This window comes from Pseudogracilibacillus sp. SO30301A (genome assembly GCF_037072025.1).
Lineage (GTDB): Bacteria > Bacillota > Bacilli > Bacillales > Amphibacillaceae > Pseudogracilibacillus.
In genome coordinates, this window is record NZ_JAXHDD010000063.1 from 1 (window position 1) to 22,214 (window position 22,214).

Sequence of the window (22,214 nt, forward strand, 5' to 3'; positions counted from 1 at the left end):
TCGATATTGGCACATCTCACTTTGAACCGGCACATTTATCCCGAAATTGGCACATATCCCTTTGAACCGGCACATTTTCCCCGAAATTGGCACATCTCACTTTGAACCGGCACATTTATCCCGAAATTGGCACATATCGCTCTGAACCGGCACATTTTTGCCGAAATTGGCACATCTCACTCCGAACCGGCACATTTTTCCCATAATTGGCACATCTCACTTTGAACCGGCACATTTTCCCCGAAATTGGCACATCTTACTTTGAACCGGCACATTTTCCCCGATATTGGCACATCACTCCGAACCGGCACTATGAGCAAGTACTTCCGATTCACCACTTATAATAATTATTTACACATTTTCAACCTCTTCCTTATTTTTTACTTAAGAATTGTTCGATTTTTGAAATTGTCTCTTTTTATTTGTTCTGGAAAAACAGCCATGTTTGTAAAGTATCCATGAACAAGTTCTTCTTCTAAAAAGGGTTCTACTTTTACACCAGCTGATTTTAAACGCTCTGCATATGCGTTTCCTTCATCTCGAAGAACGTCATTTTCAGCAGTAATTACAAACGTTGGTGGTAAGTCGCTTAAGTCCTCTGCAACTAATGGTGCGGCATTATCTATCCAGCTCTTCATAAAAACGAAGAGCAAAATACTGTTCTGGAATACAGACAAGCAGTAAGTATATCATCCCCACATCCGTTAATTCCGTGATTGTTGTCCCTATTACCTACAAATCAATAGTGATCGGCTATATTTGTAGTCATGAAAAGAAAAAGCGAACAGTCATCGATGAAAAACTACTTGACTCATTTACCGAATATGGAAAGCTAGCCGGAAATTTAATTATTCAATCAAAAAGTTCAGTGGAGTCCCCTTTATTAAGTAGAAGAGAATTAGAGATAATGAAAAGAATCTCATGGGGTGAAAGCATTAAAGAAATGGCTAACAAAATGGATATTACGGAGTCAACCGTTAAACAATATATTAAAACAGCGATCAGAAAGCTAGGTGCAAGAAATCGCACCCATGCGGTTGGTGAACTTTTTAGGATGGGTGTTATTTCTTAAAAAATTTATCGTATACAAATTAGATAGCTTTGGGAAAATAATCATTCATACCATAGTTGTCCTATGATAACAAACTGTTTATTAAAGGAAAATATTGTGATATATTGCAGGTAATTAATGATTTTTGGGGGAGACTATTTCAGTAAAGAAGAGATGAACATGATTGAATTATTTGTTACGTTAAGTCCGGTTACTCAAGCATTAATTGGTACTTTATTTACATGGGGAATGACTGCACTTGGAGCTGCTTTAGTATTTACAACAAAAACAATGAACGAAAAACTGTTGGATGGAATGCTTGGCTTTGCTGGTGGTGTTATGATTGCCGCTAGTTTCTGGTCTTTATTATCACCCGCACTGGCAATGGCAGAGGAAGATGCGTTACCAGCGTGGCTACCTGTTGCAATAGGATTTTTCCTTGGTTCCTTATTTTTATGGGCAATTGATAAGATTATTCCACATTTACATCCTAATCTGAGTATGAAAGATGCGGAAGGAATTAATCCTGAAAAAAGAAGACGAAGCACGCTTTTAGTGCTAGCCATTACATTGCATAATATTCCTGAAGGTCTTGCAGTTGGGGTTGCCTTTGGGGCAGTTGCTGCAGGTTTTCCTGAAGCTTCACTTGCTACTGCAGTAACATTAGCAATTGGGATCGGGATTCAAAACTTTCCTGAAGGTACTGCCGTTTCCATGCCGCTCCGTCGGGAAGGGATGTCACGTAGAAAAAGTTTTATATACGGTCAGTTTTCGGGAATGGTTGAGCCAATTTCGGCTGTTATTGGTGTGCTTGCGGTAACGATAATGGAACCGCTACTCCCGTTTGCACTAAGCTTTGCAGCAGGGGCAATGATTTTTGTCGTAGTAGAAGAGGTTATTCCAAGTTCTCATGAAAATGGCAATAAAGATCTTGCGTCTATGAGTTTAATCATAGGGTTTATTGTGATGATGATTTTAGATGTTGCACTTGGTTAATATTAGCATAATTGAATAGGCTACAAACAGGCAATTAAAGTAGTAGACCAATAGTAAAAAGTCTGCTACTTTTTAATTTGACTTAAAAAAGTTTGATTGGGGAAATTTTAATGGTTAGCGCACGTGTTAGATATTGGATTTTAATTGCGATCGTGGGAATTTCGGGTTTTTCACAAGGGATGCTGCTACCGCTTATTGCGATCATTTTAGAGCAGGCGGGGGTGAGTTCATCAGTAAATGGGTTACATGCAATTGCTCTTTATATTGGTATATTAATCGCTTCGCCGTTTATGGAAAAACCGATGCAAAAACTTGGGTTTAAGCCGATTATTTTGATTGGTGGATTACTTGTTTTTATTTCACTTACTTTGTTTCCATTATGGAAGGCTCTCTGGTTCTGGTTCATTTTACGCATGATGGTTGGAATAGGGGATCAAATGATTCACTTTGGTACACAAACATGGATCACGACAACTGTTTCAGCTGAGGTACGCGGAAGAAGAATCGCATTTTATGGTATATCATTTGCGTTAGGGTTTTCAATTGGGCCTTTAATGACGAGGTTGCTCGCAATTAATGAAGCACTTCCTTTTTTATTGTCTGCTTTTTTTAGTTTTCTCGTTTGGGCACTGATGTTCTTCGTTAAAAATGAATGGCCAGATCAAAAAGGGGCAACGATTCAATCAGTTAGTTCTCTAGGTAGATTTGTAAAAACGTTAAAAATTTCGTGGGCAGCTATGTTGACTGGATTCGGATATGGATTTTTAGAATCGACATTAAATGGAGTGTTTCCGATTTATGGGTTGAGGATTGGCCATGACGTGGATATGTTATCATTAATTATTCCTTGTTTTGCATTCGGTAGTATTATTTTACAGTTTCCTTTAGGTGCGTTAAGTGATCGATTCGGTAGAAGAAATGTGCTTCTTTTTTCGATACTGATCGGAGCTCTAAGTATATTGGGAGCGGCTCTTCTTGAGGACTCTGTTCTGTCATTATTTATATTTTTTACACTCTCAGGAATGTTTGTCGGTTCACTCTATTCCCTCGGCATGTCGTATATGACGGATCTTTTGCCAATCTCATTACTTCCTGCCGGCAATATTATGTTTGGAATTTGTTTCAGTATCGGAAGTATTTCCGGCCCGTTTCTTGGTGGGATCTTTGTTCAGCTGTTTCCGAATGTTTCATTCTTTTACCTAATTCTTAGCGTATTAGTTGGGGTTTTTGGAGTGGTCTATTTAAAAAAAGATGTTGCCTTGCAGGAGGGATAGATCTACCAAATTTCGTAGATCAATAACCCCTCCATCCTGTGGGTTAAATTGAGTTCCCCTTTTAAGCCCCGTGGTTAACTCCGGCTCTTCTTCGTGGTTACTTCATTATTCCCGTGGTTAAAACTGAATCTTCGTGGTTAAATCACGAATTGCGTGGATAACGCTTCCACCTGTTGGTTTTTAGCTTTCGCGGGATAATTTTCTCAAACTAACCATTGTAAATTTTAATCCGAACAATATACTTCTAGCCCTTACATGTTATACCTATGCGAATCCTCGATGTCTAGTACCTAGCAATCGTTTATTAAAAATTTCTTTATTATCAAGCTTTCTTATTGTAAAATAAGAGTAATATTTGCGATTGAAATGCAAAAGGTTTTAGATAAAGATTTATACCCTAAAAAGGGGGATTGGATATGATTGGTTTGCTTAATCTTGGAAGCCTGTTGCTTGGCCTAACGGCTTGGATACTACCTGTTGTTAATCTTATGCGATTTAAAAACTATAACCACAGGCACTGGGTTGCTCTTTCCATCACAAGTATCAGTACTTGTGCTGTGTCGCTTTGCTTCCAGATTTTTTATAACTATCATCTGGTAAAGATTGAGGATTGGTCTGCTCTTATGGACACAATGGGGGCTGTAGTCTTCGCCGCAGCAACTCTTCTTATCGTCACTATCATATTAAATGCAATTACTCTGATCGTATATCGTGAAAAAATTGCAAAATAAATTAGTCAATGAAAAATCTACAAGGGAAAGGATAAAGAATAAACGATAAAGAGATGGTTTTATTTTTTAATCGGAATGGCTTTTTTAATCTACTTTTTTATTTTCAAAACAATTCATCGAGTGAAAATAGTATTCAATTAGATAAGCATTTACAAAATTTTGACGGATATAAATACCTGCACAATAAGTCCTTTGGGAATGAACAAAGCAATTTAAAAGAGTAAAGGAAAGACCAGATTTAATTGTGTTCACAGGGGATTTGATAGATTCGGAAAGATATGATGAAAAACCTAGTCTTTTTTTGATGGAAAATTGGTTCAAGTTTCTCTAGTTTATTATGTGACAGGGAATCACGAATGGTGATCCGGTAAATTCAATTCATTTATAATGAAGTTCGTGGATAGAAAATGTCGGAGTTTCTGTTGCAGTATTTTTAACTTACATTTTTGGAGAGTAGGCAAGAAAGCCATAATTGCGAACATTCCGTTGAGTCCTGTAAATTTCAGTTATATTTACTTACGAAAAATATCCGTCATATAGTTCCTTGTAACCACTTTTAAAAAAGTTCTTTATTATCAAGCTTTCTTATTGTAAAATAAGAGTAATATTTTTGCTTGAAATGCAAAAGGTTAAGTTATTTTACATGAGAATTTTCACCCTAAAAAGGAGGATACATAGTGAGTATATTAAGACGATTTAAAGATATAATGGCAAGCAATATTAATGCATTACTTGATAAAGCAGAGGATCCGGAGAAAATGATCGATCAATATTTGCGAAATTTACAGCGCGATCTCGGTCAGGTCAAAGCGGAAACAGCGTCCATTATGGCGGAAGAGCAACGGGCAAAGCGTGAACTGAATGAATGTAAAGCAGATGTTGAAAAAATGCAAAATTATGCGGTGAAAGCATTAGAAGCGGGAAATGAAGATGATGCGCGAAAATTCCTAGAAAGGAAAGCAACTCTTTCAGAAAAAGAAACACAGTTGCAAACGTCACTTGATCTCGCTGAAGCAAACAGTCTCCAAATGAGACAGATGCATGACAAGCTTGTTGAAGATATCAATGAATTAAATGCCAGAAGAACGATGTTAAAAGGAAAAGCGGCAGTTGCGAAAACACAAAAGCGGATGAATGAAATCAGTTCAACGGTAACTGGTGCAAATGAATCACTATCTAATTTTGATCGATTAGAAGATAAAATTAACACATCACTAGATGAAGCAAATGCGATGCGTGAATTAAATCGTGGTGCTGAGGATGATATGAAGGATTTGTCGGCAAAATATGAAACGAAAGTCGATGTGGAAGATGAGTTAGCAGCTCTAAAAGCGCAAATAGAAAACAAAGAAGCAGAATAAGCATAGAAAGATACCGTAGCTTAGGTTACGGTTTTTTCATTTTTGAATGAAGGGGTGAATACGCGTGTTAATTCATTATAAATGCACAAGTTGTGGGGCGGATATGGAATTTGACAGTGAATCTGGGACGCTCGCTTGTGGAAGTTGTGGAAACCAGCAAAATATCGAGGAATTTCCGGATGAAAATATTCTAAACGAATTTGCGGAAGATGAAGCAAAAGAGTATGAATGTGAGAACTGTGGTGCGGTCGTTATTACAGATCAAGATACAACTGCAACATCATGTAGTTTTTGTGGTTCAGCAGTCGTTCTTGCAGATCGTCTTAGTGGAAAACTTGCTCCTGGAAAGGTTATTCCTTTTACAATCAGTAAAGACGAAGCGAGAAGAGCGTTTAAAAAATGGTGTAAAAATGGGCGCCTAACTCCAGCCGGATTTATGACTGCAGACCGAATTAAAAATATTACTGGAATGTATATTCCCTTTTGGATTTATGATCTAAATACAAGAGTGAAGGTGGAAGCGAGAGGAAAAAAGGTACGAACATATACGAGAGGGGACTATATCTATACCGAAACAAAACATTATGATGTATACCGCGATATTGATCTCTATCATACCCGGATTCCGGCGGATGCTTCAGCAAAAATGAATGACGAAATTATGGATAAACTGGAGCCATATCATTATCAAGATTTAAAAGAATTTAAAACCCCATATTTAGCAGGCTATCTCGCAGAAAAATACAATTATGATGAGAAAGAATTGTATCCGCGAGTGGAAACGAAAATTTCTCCATTTGTTAGGTCATATGTAAATTCGACGATTTCCGGTTACTCATCATTGGAAGGACGAAATGAACAAATTCAGAACAAAAAATTAAACAGTACATACGTGTTATTTCCGGTTTGGATGGTGTATTATGATTTTGAACGTCAGGAACACACGTTTGCAATGAACGGTCAAACGGGAAAAATAGTTGGAAAACCTCCAGTTTCTAAGCAAAAGGCTGCCATTTGGATCGGTGGAATTGCAGCATCGTCATTTGTAGTAATGAAACTGGCTGCCTTCCTGATTGGAGGCGTCCTATGGTGAAGAAAAACCTTGGTAAAATATTCATTTTATTTCTAATTGCTTTTATTTTCCTATCTACTTTTCTATCTATCGAAACACAAGCAGAATCTAGCAAACAGCGAGTTTTTGACGATGCAAATCTATTATCGGATAATGAGGTAAAAGAATTAGAGAAACTCGCAGCAGAATTTAGTGATAAAAGAAACACAGAATTTATTATTGTAACAGTTGAAGAGTCGGAAAAAAATTTACAAATTTATATGGATGACTTTTATGATGAGCGATATGGAGAAAACGATGAAAATGTAGCGATGCTCGGGCTGAACATGAAAAAACGGGATGTCGTGCTCTCTGGTTACAGCGATATGCATAGAAAGTTAGATCCTGACCGATTAACAATTATTCGGGAAAAAATCACTTCATCCCTCTCGAACGGCGATTATTTTAACGCCTTTGAATCATTTATTACGCTTTCTGCAAAATATATGCAGTATCGGGAAGGTGTTAATCCAGCCAATCCACTTTTTAATACATGGGTACAAATTGGGGTTGCCATTGCGATAGCGGCAAGCATCGTGTGGTTAATGGCTAGGAGTGTCGAACCTAAAGCTACAACAACTTCTGCAACATATCGGGATATGGACCGGACTAAAATTCTTGGAAAACGTGACCGGTATATTCGTACGACAGTAACAAAGCGTCGTAAGCCGAAACAGTCCAGTAGTGGTGGTGGTCGAGGCGGTGGCGGCAGCATCGGTCGCACAAGTGGAGGTACAATGAGAAGTAGTAGTAGAGGGAAATTCTAATAGAATGTGAAATTTTAGAGTTTAGGATGGAATTTTTCTGAATGTAGCAAAAACATTATAACATTGGGAAATGTAATTTAATAGATGGAGCGTTTTGTACCAAAATAGGCGCAAACAAGAAGGGAGCTTTGCAAGTGAGTTTTTTTAGAAGTCAGTTAGCGAATGTTATTGAATGGGATGAATTTCGGGAAGATATGATTTTTTGGAAATGGCCGAATAATGAAATCAAAAAGGGTAGTAAATTGATTATTCGTCCTGGGCAGGATGCGATATTTTTCAATCATGGGAGAATTGAGGGGATTTTTGAGGAAGCGGGTGATTATGAGGTCGATTCAGATATTATTCCATTTCTTTCGACATTAAAAGGGTATAAATTTGGTTTTGCTACCGGGATGCGGTGCGAAGTGTTATTTGTAAATACGAAACAATTCACGGTGAAGTGGGGAACGAAAGGTGCGATTCATTTACCGACACCGCAGTTACCAGGTGGGATTCCAGTTCGTGCAAATGGAACATTCAATTTTAAGGTGAATGATTATGTTACATTAATTGATAGTATTGCTGGAATGCGTGACCGATATTTAGTAGAAGATGTAAAAATAAGAATTACGTCGGTGCTTGATCAGTTATTAATGAAATGGATTGGCAGAGAAGGAAAAGACATGTTCAATTTGCAAAACAATGCGAGTGAAATTGCGGATGGAATTAAAGAAGATTTAGATATTCAAATAATTAATGATGGGATGACAATTACAAATTTCTATATTATGGATTTTAACTATCCAAAAGAAATTAGAGAGATGATTAAGAAATCTGCATCTCATCATATGGTTGGTGATGTGAATAAATATCAGACAATTGAGATGACAGATGGGATTAGTTCTGGAAAAGTTAAAGGTGGTAGCACTGCTTCAGATATGACCGGTATGATGATGGGGATGAATGTTGCAAATGAAATGATGCGAAATATGCGTGAGGCGAATCAAGCCGGAAATGAACAGATGAATCAGCAAAATCAGAATCAAGCTCAAGGGAATCAGAAAAATCCTCAATCGCAAAACCAATCAAATAAGCCAACATCTGGCGGCGAAAAAAGCATTCCGAACTTCTGTCCGAATTGTGGAACGAAAACAAGTGGCGGAAACTTTTGCAGTAATTGCGGACAGAAGCTAGTGTAGTTTTTTTAATAGAAAGCAGACGACTGTACTTAGCGTTTCCTGGAGACAGTTGCTTGGCTTTTGTTATTTGCTAGGTGTGAAACTGTTGTTTTTTAATAATATGGGCAAATTATCTTATGAACGTTTGAAAATGAAATTTGGTGAATGGGTATGAACATGTATTAGGAAGTCTTGCTTAGTGGACTCAGCTTCTATCTAAAGATTGTAAAAGATGCAGAGTGGCTCTCTCCACATGTTTAGTGGCTTAGTCACTCCCTATTAAATAACGAATGTCCCAAAACGAGCACCACTCGTTTGGGACATTTTTTTACATCCTTCCTGATCGTATAATTGTAAAGATCATTAAAATAAACATCAATGTAGCTACGACAAATCCTATCTCAATGACAGGTAGTCTCCATATGAGTGTTGTTTGTCCGATAATCGATGCTCCTATAATTAATCCTACCATTAAAATGCTGAATGCAAGCAAAATAATACTAAAAGATAGGCGATTACTCAGACGATCTAAGCGTTTCATAAAGGATTCCATATCATTCACATTAACATCAAGACGCATTTTGCCTTTTTTAATTGTCGAGGTGATTGCTCGTAAATCTTTAGGAAGTTCGGATAGGTACTCCATATTTTCTACTAGTTCGTTCCAAACATGTTGGGCAATATTTTTTGGGTGATATCGTTTTAAAACTAATTTTTTTCCGTACGGCTTTATTGCTTTCATGATGCTAAATGAAGGGTCTAAATTAACAATAATACTCTCAAGTGTAAGAATTACTTTTCCCAATATAGCAATATCCGATGGCAGTTCGATTTTGTGGCGAAAAGCAGTTGAGAAAATATCAACAATCATCTTTCCTAGGCTAATTTCCTGAAGCGGTATATCATAATATTTAGTTTGCAAACTTTCTAAATCTCGTTCTAGAGCTTGCATATTAGTGTCATTGTCTAAAATACCCCAATTTGAAAATGTTTTGATCATTCCTTTTGTATCACCTTCTTGTAGACTGATGACGAGCGATGTAAAGTGATAATTTAAATCATCGCTTATCCTTCCAACCATCCCGAAATCAAGATAGGCGATTTCATTGTTAGGCAAAATATAAATATTTCCAGAATGTGGATCTCCATGAAAAAAACCTTCTTCTAAAATCTGATGTAACATTGATTCAGCAATTCTTTCTGCGATAAGTTTTACGTCATATCCTTCCGATTTCAACATATCATATTGATTAACTTTAATACCTTTTATCTTCTCCATCGTCAATACTTTTCTGCTCGAATAGTCCCAATATATTTTTGGAACATGAATTGTTGGATCATCTTCAAATTGCTTTGCGATCCGTTCTCCATTTCTACCTTCTAACCGGTAATCAAGTTCATTTCGCAAAGAATAAGAAAATTCATCGATCATATCACCAATATTGTATGTTTTTGCCCAATCTAATTTTGCTTCCATCATCCTTGTTAAATTATGTAAAATATTTAAATCTGTTTCAATACTTGGTTGAATATCAGGACGTTGAATTTTAATAGCAACTTCTTCACCGGAAAGGAGTTTAGCAGTATGGACTTGGCCAATTGATGCTGTGGCAAGCGGTTCGGATTCAAAGGCTTGAAACATATTTTTTAGTTCATCACCAAGTTCATTTTCAATAATGTATTTAACCTCTTCAAAAGGAAAAGATTGAACGTCATCTTGCAGTTTTTCCAGCTCGATTGCAATTTCATCTGGTACGAGGTCTCGGCGCGAGCTTGCAATTTGTCCTAGTTTGATAAATGTCGGACCGAGCTGTTGTAATGTATACCGCAGTTTAATACCTATATCCGTTAAATTCATGTTACCATTAGAACTATCAATTCGTTTTGAAGTAAGTCCGATTCGAAAAAGAATATGACTAAATCCATTTTTTAAGAATGCATTAATAATTTCCTGATAACGCTGAGTATGTTTTATTTTATTTTTGAGCATCAAATAATCTCCTCCAAAAGGAAAATCATCTTATTGTATCAATTCCCTTTATAATTAGTTTAAATCATTTGATATGAAATTGGAAAAAACTTAGTATAATGAAAACAGATATAGTCAGATGAAGGGGGTTAAGATTTGCCTGTTAAGAATCAATTGACCATAATTTTACTTTTAATCTTGTGTGTAGGGTGTGCAAAAGTTGAAAATGAAGATAAGTCAGAAATAAATAAGATTGGGGCAAACATAAAAGAACCGCCAAATTTAATGATTGTAATTGGAGAGCAAACAATTCGTGCCGCAAAAGGAACGTATAGTTGGCGTTATTATGAAGAAGGGTTCGATGAGGTCACACAAGTAGATGCAGATACAGCACCTCCACCAGAATTGGTAGATATCGAGAATGCAACAACCGTTCATTCAGATGCCGAGGTAAGCCTTTTATTTGATTATGAACCAAATGATTACACAGTCCGGGTGTGGAATTCGGAAAAAGCAATCGCTTCGTATAAAAAAGTAGAACTCACGGATTATGAAGGGATTGTTATTTACGAAATTGAAGCAAACTGGGAGCAGGGGACTGCAAGTTATGCATTTACGGTAGATATTGAAGAATAACTAGAACTGATTGAAAAATACATGCACGAAGTCCGGGGTAAAGGAAGGATTCTATTTGGAAGGAAAAACGACGAAAGAGTTAATGAAAGTTTTACAGGAAAAACACGGGATAAATATTCAAAAAGATAAACAGCAAGACCTTTTAAATATGGGTTATTTCCATGGGTTTAAAGGATATAGGTTTATAAAGAAATCTGAAAATAGAATTCCCTATCGTAATTTTGAAGAAGTAATCGCCATTTATCAATTTGATAAAAAAATAAAGACAATTTTTTACTCATCAATCATGCAGATAGAAACTGCTTTAAAAAATATAACATTGGATACGGTCATTGGCTTAGGTTCAGCTGACTTTACTTTTGTTTACGAACATTTACTTAATGATTATAAAAAGCATAGACCTGGCAGTAAAGACTTTAAAAAGAAAATGAAAAACAGACTTGAATTGAGAAATATTATTTACAATACAATCAGCTATAATTACCGCATGAATCAATCGATTATCCAACATTTTATCCATAAAAACAAACCTGTTCCACTTTGGGCCATTTTTGAAATCATTAGTCTTGGAGATTTTGGATTTTTTATTCATAGTTTAAATGTAGAGATAAGGACAAACATTGCCAAAAGTCTTTCAATCTATAGTACAGTCCATGATCAAAAGGTACGAGTTTTAGAAGATATGATTTTTTTAATTAAAGATTTTAGAAATGCTGTTGCCCATGATGGGGTAGTTTTTGATTGTCGCTTTCAATTAACTCCTCCACCAAACCGATGCGTTCAATTTTTGCATTCGGAAACAGCGATGGATAACATTACGTTTGAAACGATTATTGATTACGTTATTCTCCATGTTTATTTGATGAGCAAAATAGGTTCGCCGCAAAAGGATGTACAACGGTTGAAAAGATCATTTGCTGTAGCATCAGAACGCTTACGGAAACAAATACCGCGGTCTATCTTTGTGTCTATTATGGGGGGAGACGCTGAAAAGAAATTTACTCTTTTGAAAAGACTATAGAACGAGGGGTGTATAATATGAAACATATATTTCAAAAAGGAACGGACACTTCAAGACCAACGTTTTTAATGCTTCATGGAACGGGAGGAACGGAAAACGATTTACTCGCGCTTGCTGCAAAACTTGATCCAGCAGCCTCTGTTTTAAGTGTACGTGGAAATGTAGTGGAAAATGGGATGTCACGCTTTTTCAAAAGAATAGCGGAGGGTGTTTTTGATGAGGAAGATCTCATTTTTCGCACAAAGGAACTGAATGAATTTTTAGATGAAGCGGCTGGGAAATATGGATTTGATCGCAATAATATTGTTGCAGTTGGATATTCCAATGGTGCTAATATTGCAGCAAGTTTATTATTTCACTATATGGACGCACTAAAAGGAGCGATTCTTTATCATCCGATGGTCCCAAGACGCAGGATTGACCTTCCTGATTTATCCGGAAAGCAAGTTTTTATTGGGGCTGGGAAAAATGATCCAATTTGTCCGCCAGAGGAATCAACTGATCTAAAAGAACTACTTGAAAATGCGGGTGCAACTGTAGAGCTGCACTGGGAAAACAGCGGTCATCAACTAACAGGAGAAGAATTTGCTGCTTCTAGAAGTTGGTTTGAAATAAATATTAAATAAGTGGATCCCTACTTTTTGTAGGGATTTTTGGTAGTTTAACTTTCTTCAACATGTTTTTCCCTCCTCGTAGTAATAGGTTAATCATTTCTCTACTCTAGTTAAGATGTTTTCAAACTCAAAGCATTATTCATTGATTTTCCTTTTGACGTACTCGTGTTGCAATAATAACATCTTCAGCAACTGAATCTAACATGTCAATCATTTTTTCCTCAGTAACATATTCTGGAAGTAAGCCATTAGCTACCTGAACCGCTAGTCCAGTATGGAATATATCCATTTTTAAAATAATATCTTTTAATTCTTCATCGGTAAATCCGTGTAAGCTTGGATCCTGCTTCATTTGGTTGATGGCAAAAACTAAGCTTTCTTCATTGTGTTGCATATGTGGGTTGTTTTTCATAATTAAATCTCGATATAAAACATTATACTCTCTCGCAAATTTTATCCCGCCGATTCCAATATCTCGGAAAGGATGACCTGAGTTTTGCTCCAAAACTAACTGTTTTGCAACTTCTTGCGTATGATCAACAACCGCTTGAATGAGTTCTTCTACATCCTTGAAATTGACATAAATAGGCGCAATTGAGCTTCCGAGTTGTCCAGCTACTTTTCTTATTGTTATTGCATCTAATCCTTCTTTTCTAGCAATTTTAAAAGCAGCATTTATTATATCCTGTTTAGAAAACTTTTTTCGTGGGGCCATCGCTAATTCTCCTTTTTGCTGATATATATCAGTAGATACATATTCTATTTCTAGTTAATAGGAAAGTCAAATTTGAAAAAAATGTTTACAAATGAATGTATCCCTTTTATAATATATCTAATGATATGTATCAATTGATATTTAAAGGAGAAGATGATGGGAAAATTTAGAGGATTTTGCTTGTTAATTGTTTTTATACTTTTTATGAATGTGAACTCTATATCCGCAAATGCAATTCCACAAGGAGATATAGTGGAGACGTTTAACGAACTAGTGGAAGAAAAAGTTGCTGAAGCAAACATACCAAATGCGGTAGTCAGTATCGTTTATGATGGAGAAATAATTTTTGAAAAAGGATATGGGTATGCAGATATAAATTCGGAAATTCTTGTAGATCCTAATACTTCTCTTTTTAGAATTGGTTCCATTTCTAAATTAATGACATGGACGGCTGTCATGCAATTAGTGGAACAAGGAAAATTAGATTTGGATTCGGATGTAAATGAATACATAGATTTTGATATCCCGCCCTTAACAGGATCAACTCCAATTACGCTTCGCCATTTATTAACACATACACCTGGTTTTGAAGATTATTCAACTGAAATCTTTACATTAGAAAAAGATAACTTACCCCCACTTCATGAGTATGTTCGTGAATCATTGCCAGAACGTATATTTCCTGCAGGTGAAGTACTTGCCTATTCGAATTACGGAACTGCACTTGCTGGGTATATTGTGGAACAAGCAAGTGGAATGCCTTATACCACATATATAGAGGAAAATATTTTTAAAAAGTTAGCAATGAATTATAGTACGTTTGAGCAGCCTTTACGAGAGTCATTATTAGAGTATTCAGTAACTCCATATCGTTTTGTTGATGGAAGTTTCAGTGAAGCAGCATTTGAATTTATGCCAGTACCAGCTGGGGCAATGAGCAGTTCTGCATCAGACATGGCGCGTTTAATGATAGCTTATCTTCAAAATGGACATTTTGATGATGAAAAAATCCTTGAGGAAAAAACGGTTCAAGAAATGTTCAACCAGCAATTCACTCATCACCCTACTTTGGATGGGATGGCCTTTGGGTTTATAGAGGGAACATTTAACGATAAAAAGGTATTGTTTCATCATGGAGGCACAATGATGTTTAACTCTGCACTTTATTTGTTACCAGAGGAGGGTCTAGGAATTTTTATGTCCTATAGTGGTGGAAACCACTTCGTGCATAATGAAATTTTTCAAGGGTTTATGGATCAATATTATCCTATGGAAGAAGTAGTGTTTGCTCCGGTGACAAAGGGAACAAATGGTAGTATAGAAAAATTTGCAGGTGAATACCACCAAAATAGAAAAAGTTTAACGACAGCGGATAAATTTATTAGTCTAGTAACAGGAATTATTCAGGTGGAAACGGATAAAGATGGGTATCTATATGCTACACATGCTGGAGAAACGAATCAATTTTATGAAATTGAGCCAGGAGTTTTTAAGAATAAACGAACGGAGCGCACTCCGGATGCTTACGGAAATTTTAAAACCATTGTTTTTGAGGAAGATAAACATGGAAACATGATGTTAATGACAGATGGTCCAATGACTTATGCCAAAGCACCATGGTATGCGAGTAGTGGATTTACATTTGTAGCGCTTGCTCTGAGTATATTATTGTTAATTGGAACGCTTTTAAGTTGGATATTTATTGCTTTGGTTCGAATGCTCCTGAAAAAACAAAAAGATAAAGATAAAATTGCAAGTTCAGCAAAGTTACTCGCAATTGGATATGGAGTACTTAGCCTGATCTTATTCGGAAGTATTGCGATAAATGGTGAGATTGATCCAGTTTATCAAATGCCTAAAGACGCCTTCAGTGAAATACCTGAATGGAGTATAATTTTTGACTTTATTCCATACTTAATCATTGCTTTTAGTATTGCATTAACAGTGTTTACAATTATCATATGGAAAAGAAGGTCTTGGCGAGTTTTTGGTCGCATTCATTACTCACTTTATACGAGTACGGCATTGTTTTTCGTTTGGTTATTTAGATATTGGAACCTTTTCTAAGAAAAACTTCGGGCATATTAAAAAATTTGCGGTAAATACTAATAGTGCGTGTTCAAAAGGAGGATAAAAAGGACCGAGAAGTTCGAGGCGACTTAGTGTCGAGCAGCGGACTTTCACAGGATGTGATGACTTCCGTGTTGCCCACAGGACGTGGGCGGTTTTAACGGAAGTTCCCCTGCCGCATTTAGTACATGAGCAAAGATCTGGCACGCAGGAAAAGTGTTCTTCTTTTCCAAGGAAACGTTCCTAAACGCAGAAAAAGTGCTTTCCTTTTTCAAGGAGCGGATAAAAAAGCCAATGAGCTTCCACAGGATGTGGTGAGTTCGACGTTCGACACAGGACGTGTCGGTATTTAGTCGAAGTTCTCCTAATGCAGTGTCATTTTTACTGGACTTTTTATACGAAAATGGGCATTTTCATTCATTGCGGTGTCTAATAAGACATGGGGGTTTTGAACAACCTCTAGTACAGAAATTTAATAGAAAAGGGAGTATTGATTATGGGGAAAATGGACGGAAATCCAAAAGAAGAGCCAATTCATTATGGAGAAGTTTTTGCTACTTGGACCTTTTTGTTAGGTGCAAAAAGTTCGGTTGCCTCGTATCAAACGTTAGTCAATCATACTGGGGATGAAGAATTAAGGGAGTTATTGGAAGAAGCGATTAAAATATCAAGGAGTGAAGCAAAAGAAGTTGCAACCTTATTAAAAGAAAATGGGGTATCGCTTCCACCGGCGCCACCAGAACGCCCAGAAGCAAATTTAGAAGAGATCCCGGCAGGTGCCCGGATCATGGATTCGGAGATTGCTGCCATGTTAGGAATGAACACATCGAAAGGATTAGTGGCATGCAGTACAATCATGGGGGAAAGTATTCGAGAAGATATTGGTCTTATGTTTGGGAAATTTCATATGGAAAAAGCTAAGTTCGGTTTAAAAGTACTGCATTTAAAGAAAGAAAAAGGTTGGTTAGTCCATCCACCACTTCATTTACATACTCCAAAAGAGTAGAATGAAAAAAGATGATTTCTTGTTGATCAGAAGTCATCTTTTTATATTTAAAGTAGTTACTCTCCCTTTAAAACACCGAACATGATCAGACAAACACCTAAGAGAATAAAAATAAATTTTTGAAAAGAGATTTTATCGGCAATCCCAAATAAACCAACAATGGTAGTTAAAATGAAAATAAACGGTCCGATTAATGCTAATGAACTATTGATAATAATTGCTTTTTCAAGATCATTAAAACGAAACATGAGGTAGGCTGCAAATACTTCAACACTTCCTGATAAGACTCGGAAAAAAATCATTACAAAGAGCGCTTTTTCTAAGAAAAACAACATGACAAATCCCCCTAGCGATTTCTTCTATATACATATGCGGAAAAATGGACAAGTAAAACCGAACTTTTATTTCAAAGTTTTTATAAAGTTAGAGAACGTATGAATTATTAGTATATAGACAAACTAATATTGTTTTTAAGAATAGTGTTTAAAGGAGAAAACAAACATGCAGGCTGTAACATATCAAGGGAAGCAAAAAGTAATTGTTAAAAAGGTAGACTATCCCAAAATACAAGATCCGGAAGACATCATTGTTAAAATTACATCAAGTGCGATTTGTGGGTCAGACTTACATTTATATTTAGGTAATTTTCCACTTCCTATCGACTACATTATCGGGCATGAACCTATGGGAGTTGTAGAAGAAGTCGGCTCGGAAGTTACTCGTGTTAAAAAAGGAGATCGAGTTGTGATCCCTTTTACTGTTGCATGTGGAAAATGTTTTTATTGTCACAACCATATGGAAAGTCAGTGTGACAATTCGAACCCACACTACGGCTGAGGTGGATAATTCGGATATTCCGAGAAGTTTGGGGATTTTCCTGGAGGGCAAGCCGAGTATTTACGTGTCCCTTTTGGAAACTATACTCCGTTTGTTGTACCTGAAGATTGCGAACTTGATGATGAACATTTATTGTTTTTATCGGACGTTTTGCCAACAGCGTATTGGAGTGTGGAGCATGCAGGGGTTAAAAGAAGGAGATACAGTTATCGTTTTAGGATGTGGACCGATCGGGCTTATGACACAAAAATTTGCTTGGCAAAAAGGGGCGGAACGTGTAATTGCTATTGATTATATTGATTATAGATTGAATCATGCACGTAAAGTGAATAAAACAGAAGTGTTTGATTTTACAGAAGATAAGGATATGGGAGAAACATTAAAAGAAATTACAAAAGGTGGTGCAGATGTTGTTATTGATTGTGCAGGTATGGATGGGAAAAAATCACCCTTAGAATTTGTGGAACAAAAGTTAAAACTACAAGGTGGTACGCTTGGTCCAATTCAGATTTCGACAAAAGCGGTTAAGAAGTACGGTACACTTCAGTTAACCGGAGTCTATGGAGGGCTATATAATTTATTTCCACTCGGTCCTTTTTTTACGAGAAATGTTACGATTAAAATGGGGCAAGCACCTGCACGAGCGTATATGCAAACCCTTTATGATCAAATTGTTAGGGGAGAATTTGACCCGACCGATATTATTTCTCATAAACTTCCTTTAACAAAAGCGGAACACGCGTATGAAATTTTTCATAATAAAAAAGATGACTGTATAAACGTTGTATTAAAACCATAAAGGGATCAATAAATTATGGGGATTTTCTCCAGTAAAAATGAAATGACCCAGAAATGAGTCTAAAGACTTTTGATAAGATTCTTCCCTCTAGTATACTTTTAGTATATCCACATATATTTTGAAGTGGGGGTGAAGGGTAATGGAAGTTTTCGCAGCACTCATTCCGTTGTTTATGATGTTTATTTTTATAGGAATTTATCTCGCTATTATAGGTGTTTGTATTTGGGTGGTTATTACTTTTTTAAAAAGACAAAAAGAGCGTAATGAAACACTACAGGAAATTGCGAACCATCTTAAAAGTATTCAAATCGTAAACAAGGAAGAATAAGACTATTGTTCACTAACTCTAAGGAGAACAGCGAATGTATGAAATTAAAAACGAAATGGACCGATCAAAGCGTTATTTAATTTATTGAAACTGCAGTTGACAATTCTAAGAAAAAAGCAGATGCATATAGATTATTAGATATCTTTACAGGAAACAACCGGATATGAAGCGGAAATGTGGGGGATCAAATATTATTGGGTTTGGCAAATATCACTATAAATATGAGTCCGGTCATGAAGGAGACGCACTTCTTGTTGGTTTTCCACCACGTAAAGCGAGAATCAGTTTTGTATTTTGCAACGGGTGATCCCAAACGGGAAGAACTACTGGATTGTTTTGGTAAACATAAAGCTGGAAAAGCTTGTGTATACATAAATAAAGTAGCGGATATTGAGGTGGATGTACTAAAAAAGTTAATTAAGCAGTCTGTTAAAATTTCAAAAAATATATTTCGACACTTCGTTTAACTAAAAAAATTATAAATAAAGTCAATTCTTCAATAAGAGGCATTGGCTTTTTAATTTTCCAAAGAGGGCTAAACATAACTTAAAATGAGCAACTCTAAAAATGAAACAACACATTAGTCTAGCGTATGATATATATGTAGTTTTCTGGTCGACTATAGCATTTTTACCTTTTCTAAATAGATGCTCATTATAGTTTGATTATCACCAATGAAATATATTACGAGTGACAGCTTATTTATCACTAATGACAGTAATTGTACTAGTTAATGAGAGACTATTTACCATCTCATACTTTATATGATGGATAATTATACTAACTAAAACTTCGTAGTTTTGGTGCTGAGAATGTTATACTTATTGTAAACACTTCAAAAAACGGGTCTTTTTCGTTGAATAAACGCAATTATCTAGGGGGAATTATGAGGATGACTCAAATTCATGAGCGTTTAAAAATTAACATTACACCAATGGAATCAAAAACCGATGAAGCCATTACTTTTCAAATCTATACGAATGAACCGTCACGTCAAATCGTTATTAAAGCTTCTACAAAAGACGACCGCCAAGAGACATTTATTTCCGAAGCAACATATATATCCGACAATAACGGTCTTATAGATTTAAATTTACATTCGCCGGTAGAAGGTGACTACAAAGGTATTGATGTACTAGGATTATTCTGGTCGATGAGGTCTAAGAAAAATCGTATGTTTATCAAACACAGTCCGGATCCGTTAGTGATTAGGATTTATGATAATGATGAATTATTAGCTTCGGAACAAGTGACACGAACTTTTTATCAAAAAAACATTGTTAAGGAAGTATTGAATGATGATGCAATGATTGGAACATTATTCTATCCTGAAAATGGCCATTCATTACCTGCTGTTATTATTGTGGGTGGATCAGATGCGGGAGTACACGAATCCTCTGCTGCGATGCTTGCGAGTGAAGGATACGCTGTGTTGGCTCTAGCTTATTTCGGACGAAAAGGTTTACCGAAAGGAATTGTACATATACCGCTAGAATATGTTGACCATGCGTTTCAATATTTGAAGAACTTATCACAAGTAGATCAAGAACGCTGTGGGATTATCGGCTTTTCACGCGGATCCGAACTCGCATTATTATATGCAAACCACTTTCCTAACATCAATTCAGTCATCGCTGTTGCTCCGAGTGCCGTTGTTTTTCCCGGGCTTGTCAACATGCAGCCGGTGGACAAACCAGCGTGGACATATAAAAATGCCCCCCTTCCTTATTTTCAAGTACAACGCACAAAACAAGATACACTTTCCTTTTTTAAGCATTGGATTCTTGGAAAACCTTATTCAGGCTTGGATGTGTTAAACCGTACTATACAAGATGAACAACATTTGAAGGAAACTGCAATTACAATTGAAAATATTAAGGCACCAATGATGTTTTTTGCCGGAGAGGATGACCATATCCAACCTGCTGTGTTTTTCACAAAACAAATGGCAAGACGTTTACAAAATCACGAGTATAACAATCAGAATAAGTTCATCTATTATGAGAATGCTGGACATTTTGCTCCATTCCCTGGTCATCTTCCCAACCTTCCCCAGATCACAGGGAACACGCAATTTCATATGAGAATAATTTTTGGGGGAACAAAAAAAGATAATGCAAAGCCGCAAATGATTCGTGGAAACAAACAGTTCAATTTTTAAATAAGACATTAAAAAATTGAACTGTTTGAGATTAATTTAAACAGGAAGCACCTTCTTTGCAATAAGCGGGAAGTTAATTTAGTCTTCTTGATACTAACATCATGAAACTTAAACAAACAGGCCATTTAGGAAGGAGGTGGGCCTAGTGTATGAACATAAATTTGTGAAGATTGAATTATCCTCTTTTAAACGCACCCCAAAAGAGAATTATCACTCAATTGTTTATAAACACGAAAAAGAAGGGTGGGAGTTAGTTCAAATTTTTGCACCAGGAACACAGCAATATGGATTGCCCTCTTTCTATGAGTTAATATTTAAGCGTAAGAAATTGTAAAAAAAGATGTTCGAATAAATAATATTCCATTAATGGACGCAGTTGTTTAAGAAGCGTTGCGCCTGAATCGGACCATTTAACGGAATAAAAGAATAAGTTTCGATTATAACATAATTTAGAAGAACTGGGGTAGAAAGTACTTATAAGAAATGGGATGTTAAAATGAATTTGTTACTTTGGATAACGGTTGGTTTTATCGTTGTAGGATTTTTTGTCCTCATGCCAATGAAAAAAAGCATGGAGGGAAGAGTTGCTTTAGCGATAGAAAACAAGGACGGTTTGGAAGGCAAACAGACATCAACTAAGCCAGTTGTTTGGTGGATAGTAGGAGCCACGGTGTGGGGATTAGTAAGTATGTTATTAATCGTGTGGTCCTTTTCTGTTTATGTGTAAATGATGGATGCAATGGAGATAGACTGAGGGTAATAATTCATTTTTATGGTAGTCCATATTTAAGCAATCGGGCGCATTTACTGAAGATTAAAAGTCTAATTCCTCGTTAAAAAGTAGTCGAATTAGACTTCTAGATTCCTCGTTATAGTTAGTCTATTCTAGTCGGGAGCAGGGTTGAACGATGACGAGTTAGTTACAGTGTTTAATTTTTTTATAAAAATCCAACTAAAATTATTTGTTACTTTGAAAAAATTCGTCGCGAAGAATCGAATATAGCTTTACATCCCAATGTTTATTTTTAGAAAAAACTCCTTGTTGCATAATACCTTCTAATGTCATCCCTACTTTTTCCATGACACGTGCTGAAGCCATATTTTCTTTAAAGCATTTTGCTTCAATCCGTATGAGGTTCATTTTTGTAAAACCGAATTCAATTACAGCATTTGCCGCTTCAGTAGCAATTCCTTTTCCCCAGTAATTGGGTGCAATTACATAACCTATTTCTGCAATACGATGCTCTGGCAGCCACCTTACAAAATCGATGGTACCAATTAGCTTTTTATCCTGTTTATGTTCAATGCCCCACGGAGCAATTTGCTTATTTTTATATTGATTTAATGCATATTTTATAAATGCTTCCGTGTCACTAAGAGACTGATGCGTGTCCCAAAAAACATGCTTGGTAACCTCTTGATTTGAGCCATACTTATGCATATCCTCTGCATCATCCAGTGTGAGCTTTCGGAGGATAAGCCGATCAGTTTCTATTATAGGTAAATTTCCATATATATCTTCAATTCTCAATTTGCTCACCACCATCTTTCATAGAATTTTCCATCATTATAACATAGAAGTGACGAGAGTTTTGTAGAATTTTATATTT

22 protein-coding genes and 2 pseudogenes are annotated in these 22,214 nt (G+C 36.2%); 19 read left to right on the forward strand and 5 right to left on the reverse strand.

Annotated elements, in window-relative coordinates; genetic code table 11:
* Positions 1–380: 380 nt before the first annotated feature.
* A complete protein-coding gene (locus SPD89_RS19380) occupies positions 381–677 on the reverse strand; it encodes an alpha/beta hydrolase fold domain-containing protein (RefSeq protein WP_336263592.1) in 297 nt (98 codons plus the stop codon).
* A gap of 35 nt (positions 678–712) precedes the next feature.
* Here SPD89_RS19380 and SPD89_RS19385 point away from each other — a divergent pair, with 35 nt between their 5' ends.
* The 8 genes from SPD89_RS19385 to SPD89_RS19420 all read left to right on the forward strand — a co-directional run bounded on the left by SPD89_RS19385 (position 713) and on the right by SPD89_RS19420 (position 8,469).
* Positions 713–1,072, forward strand: coding sequence for a response regulator transcription factor (locus SPD89_RS19385; protein ID WP_336263593.1), 360 nt, complete (start codon positions 713–715; stop codon positions 1,070–1,072).
* A 159-nt stretch (positions 1,073–1,231) separates the two neighbouring features.
* Entirely contained in the window at positions 1,232–2,047 is an 816-nt protein-coding gene (locus SPD89_RS19390) for a ZIP family metal transporter (RefSeq protein ID WP_336263613.1), read from the forward strand.
* A 110-nt stretch (positions 2,048–2,157) separates the two neighbouring features.
* Complete coding sequence (locus tag SPD89_RS19395) at positions 2,158–3,321, forward strand: MFS transporter (RefSeq protein ID WP_336263594.1); 1,164 nt, start codon at positions 2,158–2,160, stop codon at positions 3,319–3,321.
* A 416-nt stretch (positions 3,322–3,737) separates the two neighbouring features.
* A complete protein-coding gene (locus tag SPD89_RS19400) occupies positions 3,738–4,052 on the forward strand; it encodes a hypothetical protein (protein WP_336263595.1) in 315 nt (104 codons plus the stop codon).
* 677 nt (positions 4,053–4,729) lie between these two features.
* Positions 4,730–5,413 (forward strand): PspA/IM30 family protein, encoded by a 684-nt coding sequence (locus SPD89_RS19405; RefSeq protein WP_336263596.1) that lies wholly within the window; start codon positions 4,730–4,732, stop codon positions 5,411–5,413.
* Between the two features lie 64 nt (positions 5,414–5,477).
* Positions 5,478–6,506, forward strand: a complete 1,029-nt coding sequence (locus SPD89_RS19410) for a TFIIB-type zinc ribbon-containing protein (protein ID WP_336263597.1) — start codon at positions 5,478–5,480, stop codon at positions 6,504–6,506.
* Positions 6,503–7,291, forward strand: a complete 789-nt coding sequence (locus SPD89_RS19415; protein ID WP_336263598.1) for a TPM domain-containing protein — start codon at positions 6,503–6,505, stop codon at positions 7,289–7,291. The genes SPD89_RS19410 and SPD89_RS19415 overlap by 4 nt, the downstream gene beginning before the upstream one ends.
* 134 nt (positions 7,292–7,425) lie before the next feature.
* On the forward strand, positions 7,426–8,469 hold the full coding sequence (locus tag SPD89_RS19420) for an SPFH domain-containing protein (protein WP_336263599.1): 1,044 nt from the start codon (positions 7,426–7,428) through the stop codon (positions 8,467–8,469).
* Between the two features lie 307 nt (positions 8,470–8,776).
* On the opposite strand, the gene SPD89_RS19425 is transcribed toward SPD89_RS19420, so the two are convergent.
* Positions 8,777–10,438, reverse strand: coding sequence for an ABC1 kinase family protein (locus tag SPD89_RS19425; protein ID WP_336263600.1), 1,662 nt, complete (start codon positions 10,436–10,438; stop codon positions 8,777–8,779).
* A 135-nt stretch (positions 10,439–10,573) separates the two neighbouring features.
* Between SPD89_RS19425 and SPD89_RS19430 the strand changes: the two genes are divergently transcribed.
* Genes SPD89_RS19430 through SPD89_RS19440 form a run of 3 tightly spaced genes read left to right on the forward strand, consistent with a single transcriptional unit; the run spans position 10,574 to position 12,700 of the window.
* The gene (locus tag SPD89_RS19430; RefSeq protein ID WP_336263601.1) at positions 10,574–11,053 is read left to right on the forward strand and encodes a hypothetical protein; all 480 of its coding nucleotides are present in this window, start codon (positions 10,574–10,576) and stop codon (positions 11,051–11,053) included.
* A gap of 55 nt (positions 11,054–11,108) precedes the next feature.
* The gene (locus tag SPD89_RS19435) at positions 11,109–12,074 is read left to right on the forward strand and encodes an Abi family protein (protein WP_336263602.1); all 966 of its coding nucleotides are present in this window, start codon (positions 11,109–11,111) and stop codon (positions 12,072–12,074) included.
* Positions 12,075–12,091: 17 nt separating this feature from the next.
* Positions 12,092–12,700 (forward strand): alpha/beta hydrolase, encoded by a 609-nt coding sequence (locus SPD89_RS19440; protein WP_336263603.1) that lies wholly within the window; start codon positions 12,092–12,094, stop codon positions 12,698–12,700.
* Positions 12,701–12,827: 127 nt separating this feature from the next.
* On the opposite strand, the gene SPD89_RS19445 is transcribed toward SPD89_RS19440, so the two are convergent.
* Entirely contained in the window at positions 12,828–13,403 is a 576-nt protein-coding gene (locus SPD89_RS19445; RefSeq protein WP_336263604.1) for a TetR/AcrR family transcriptional regulator, read from the reverse strand.
* 156 nt (positions 13,404–13,559) lie between these two features.
* Here SPD89_RS19445 and SPD89_RS19450 point away from each other — a divergent pair, with 156 nt between their 5' ends.
* Both SPD89_RS19450 and SPD89_RS19455 read left to right on the forward strand, forming a co-directional pair.
* Entirely contained in the window at positions 13,560–15,470 is a 1,911-nt protein-coding gene (locus SPD89_RS19450) for a serine hydrolase domain-containing protein (RefSeq protein WP_336263605.1), read from the forward strand.
* A gap of 499 nt (positions 15,471–15,969) precedes the next feature.
* Positions 15,970–16,479 carry a DUF3231 family protein gene (locus SPD89_RS19455; RefSeq protein ID WP_336263606.1) on the forward strand — a complete coding sequence of 170 codons (510 nt, stop codon included), beginning with the start codon at positions 15,970–15,972 and terminating at the stop codon, positions 16,477–16,479.
* A gap of 56 nt (positions 16,480–16,535) precedes the next feature.
* Here the strand turns inward: SPD89_RS19455 and SPD89_RS19460 are convergent, their stop codons facing one another.
* Positions 16,536–16,814 carry a YqhV family protein gene (locus SPD89_RS19460; RefSeq protein ID WP_336263607.1) on the reverse strand — a complete coding sequence of 93 codons (279 nt, stop codon included), beginning with the start codon at positions 16,812–16,814 and terminating at the stop codon, positions 16,536–16,538.
* A gap of 166 nt (positions 16,815–16,980) precedes the next feature.
* Between SPD89_RS19460 and SPD89_RS19465 the strand changes: the two are divergent.
* From SPD89_RS19465 to SPD89_RS19490, 6 genes and pseudogenes are all read left to right on the forward strand, one after another.
* Positions 16,981–18,115, forward strand: a pseudogene (locus SPD89_RS19465) (zinc-dependent alcohol dehydrogenase).
* A gap of 139 nt (positions 18,116–18,254) precedes the next feature.
* Positions 18,255–18,443, forward strand: coding sequence for a hypothetical protein (locus tag SPD89_RS19470; protein ID WP_336263608.1), 189 nt, complete (start codon positions 18,255–18,257; stop codon positions 18,441–18,443).
* An 83-nt stretch (positions 18,444–18,526) separates the two neighbouring features.
* Positions 18,527–18,910: pseudogene (locus SPD89_RS19475) on the forward strand (DUF1801 domain-containing protein).
* A gap of 425 nt (positions 18,911–19,335) precedes the next feature.
* Positions 19,336–20,604 (forward strand): acyl-CoA thioesterase/bile acid-CoA:amino acid N-acyltransferase family protein, encoded by a 1,269-nt coding sequence (locus SPD89_RS19480; protein ID WP_336263609.1) that lies wholly within the window; start codon positions 19,336–19,338, stop codon positions 20,602–20,604.
* 145 nt (positions 20,605–20,749) lie between these two features.
* The gene (locus tag SPD89_RS19485) at positions 20,750–20,938 is read left to right on the forward strand and encodes a DUF4177 domain-containing protein (protein ID WP_336263610.1); all 189 of its coding nucleotides are present in this window, start codon (positions 20,750–20,752) and stop codon (positions 20,936–20,938) included.
* Between the two features lie 162 nt (positions 20,939–21,100).
* Positions 21,101–21,331 (forward strand): hypothetical protein, encoded by a 231-nt coding sequence (locus tag SPD89_RS19490; RefSeq protein ID WP_336263611.1) that lies wholly within the window; start codon positions 21,101–21,103, stop codon positions 21,329–21,331.
* A 231-nt stretch (positions 21,332–21,562) separates the two neighbouring features.
* On the opposite strand, the gene SPD89_RS19495 is transcribed toward SPD89_RS19490, so the two are convergent.
* Positions 21,563–22,135 (reverse strand): GNAT family N-acetyltransferase, encoded by a 573-nt coding sequence (locus SPD89_RS19495; protein ID WP_336263612.1) that lies wholly within the window; start codon positions 22,133–22,135, stop codon positions 21,563–21,565.
* Positions 22,136–22,214: the final 79 nt, after the last annotated feature.

Bases quoted from the DNA above. Each gene is read 5' to 3' on its own strand.
- SPD89_RS19400 (WP_336263595.1), top strand. From the start codon at position 3,738: ATGATTGGTTTGCTTAATCTTGGAAGCCTGTTGCTTGGCCTAACGGCT.
- SPD89_RS19455 (WP_336263606.1), top strand. From the start codon at position 15,970: ATGGGGAAAATGGACGGAAATCCAAAAGAAGAGCCAATTCATTATGGA.
- SPD89_RS19480 (WP_336263609.1), top strand. From the start codon at position 19,336: ATGACTCAAATTCATGAGCGTTTAAAAATTAACATTACACCAATGGAA.
- SPD89_RS19490 (WP_336263611.1), top strand. From the start codon at position 21,101: ATGAATTTGTTACTTTGGATAACGGTTGGTTTTATCGTTGTAGGATTT.
- SPD89_RS19450 (WP_336263605.1), top strand. From the start codon at position 13,560: ATGGGAAAATTTAGAGGATTTTGCTTGTTAATTGTTTTTATACTTTTT.
- SPD89_RS19440 (WP_336263603.1), top strand. From the start codon at position 12,092: ATGAAACATATATTTCAAAAAGGAACGGACACTTCAAGACCAACGTTT.
- SPD89_RS19395 (WP_336263594.1), top strand. From the start codon at position 2,158: ATGGTTAGCGCACGTGTTAGATATTGGATTTTAATTGCGATCGTGGGA.
- SPD89_RS19470 (WP_336263608.1), top strand. From the start codon at position 18,255: ATGGAAGTTTTCGCAGCACTCATTCCGTTGTTTATGATGTTTATTTTT.
- SPD89_RS19390 (WP_336263613.1), top strand. From the start codon at position 1,232: ATGATTGAATTATTTGTTACGTTAAGTCCGGTTACTCAAGCATTAATT.
- SPD89_RS19425 (WP_336263600.1), bottom strand. From the start codon at position 10,438: ATGCTCAAAAATAAAATAAAACATACTCAGCGTTATCAGGAAATTATT.
- SPD89_RS19460 (WP_336263607.1), bottom strand. From the start codon at position 16,814: ATGTTGTTTTTCTTAGAAAAAGCGCTCTTTGTAATGATTTTTTTCCGA.
- SPD89_RS19445 (WP_336263604.1), bottom strand. From the start codon at position 13,403: ATGGCCCCACGAAAAAAGTTTTCTAAACAGGATATAATAAATGCTGCT.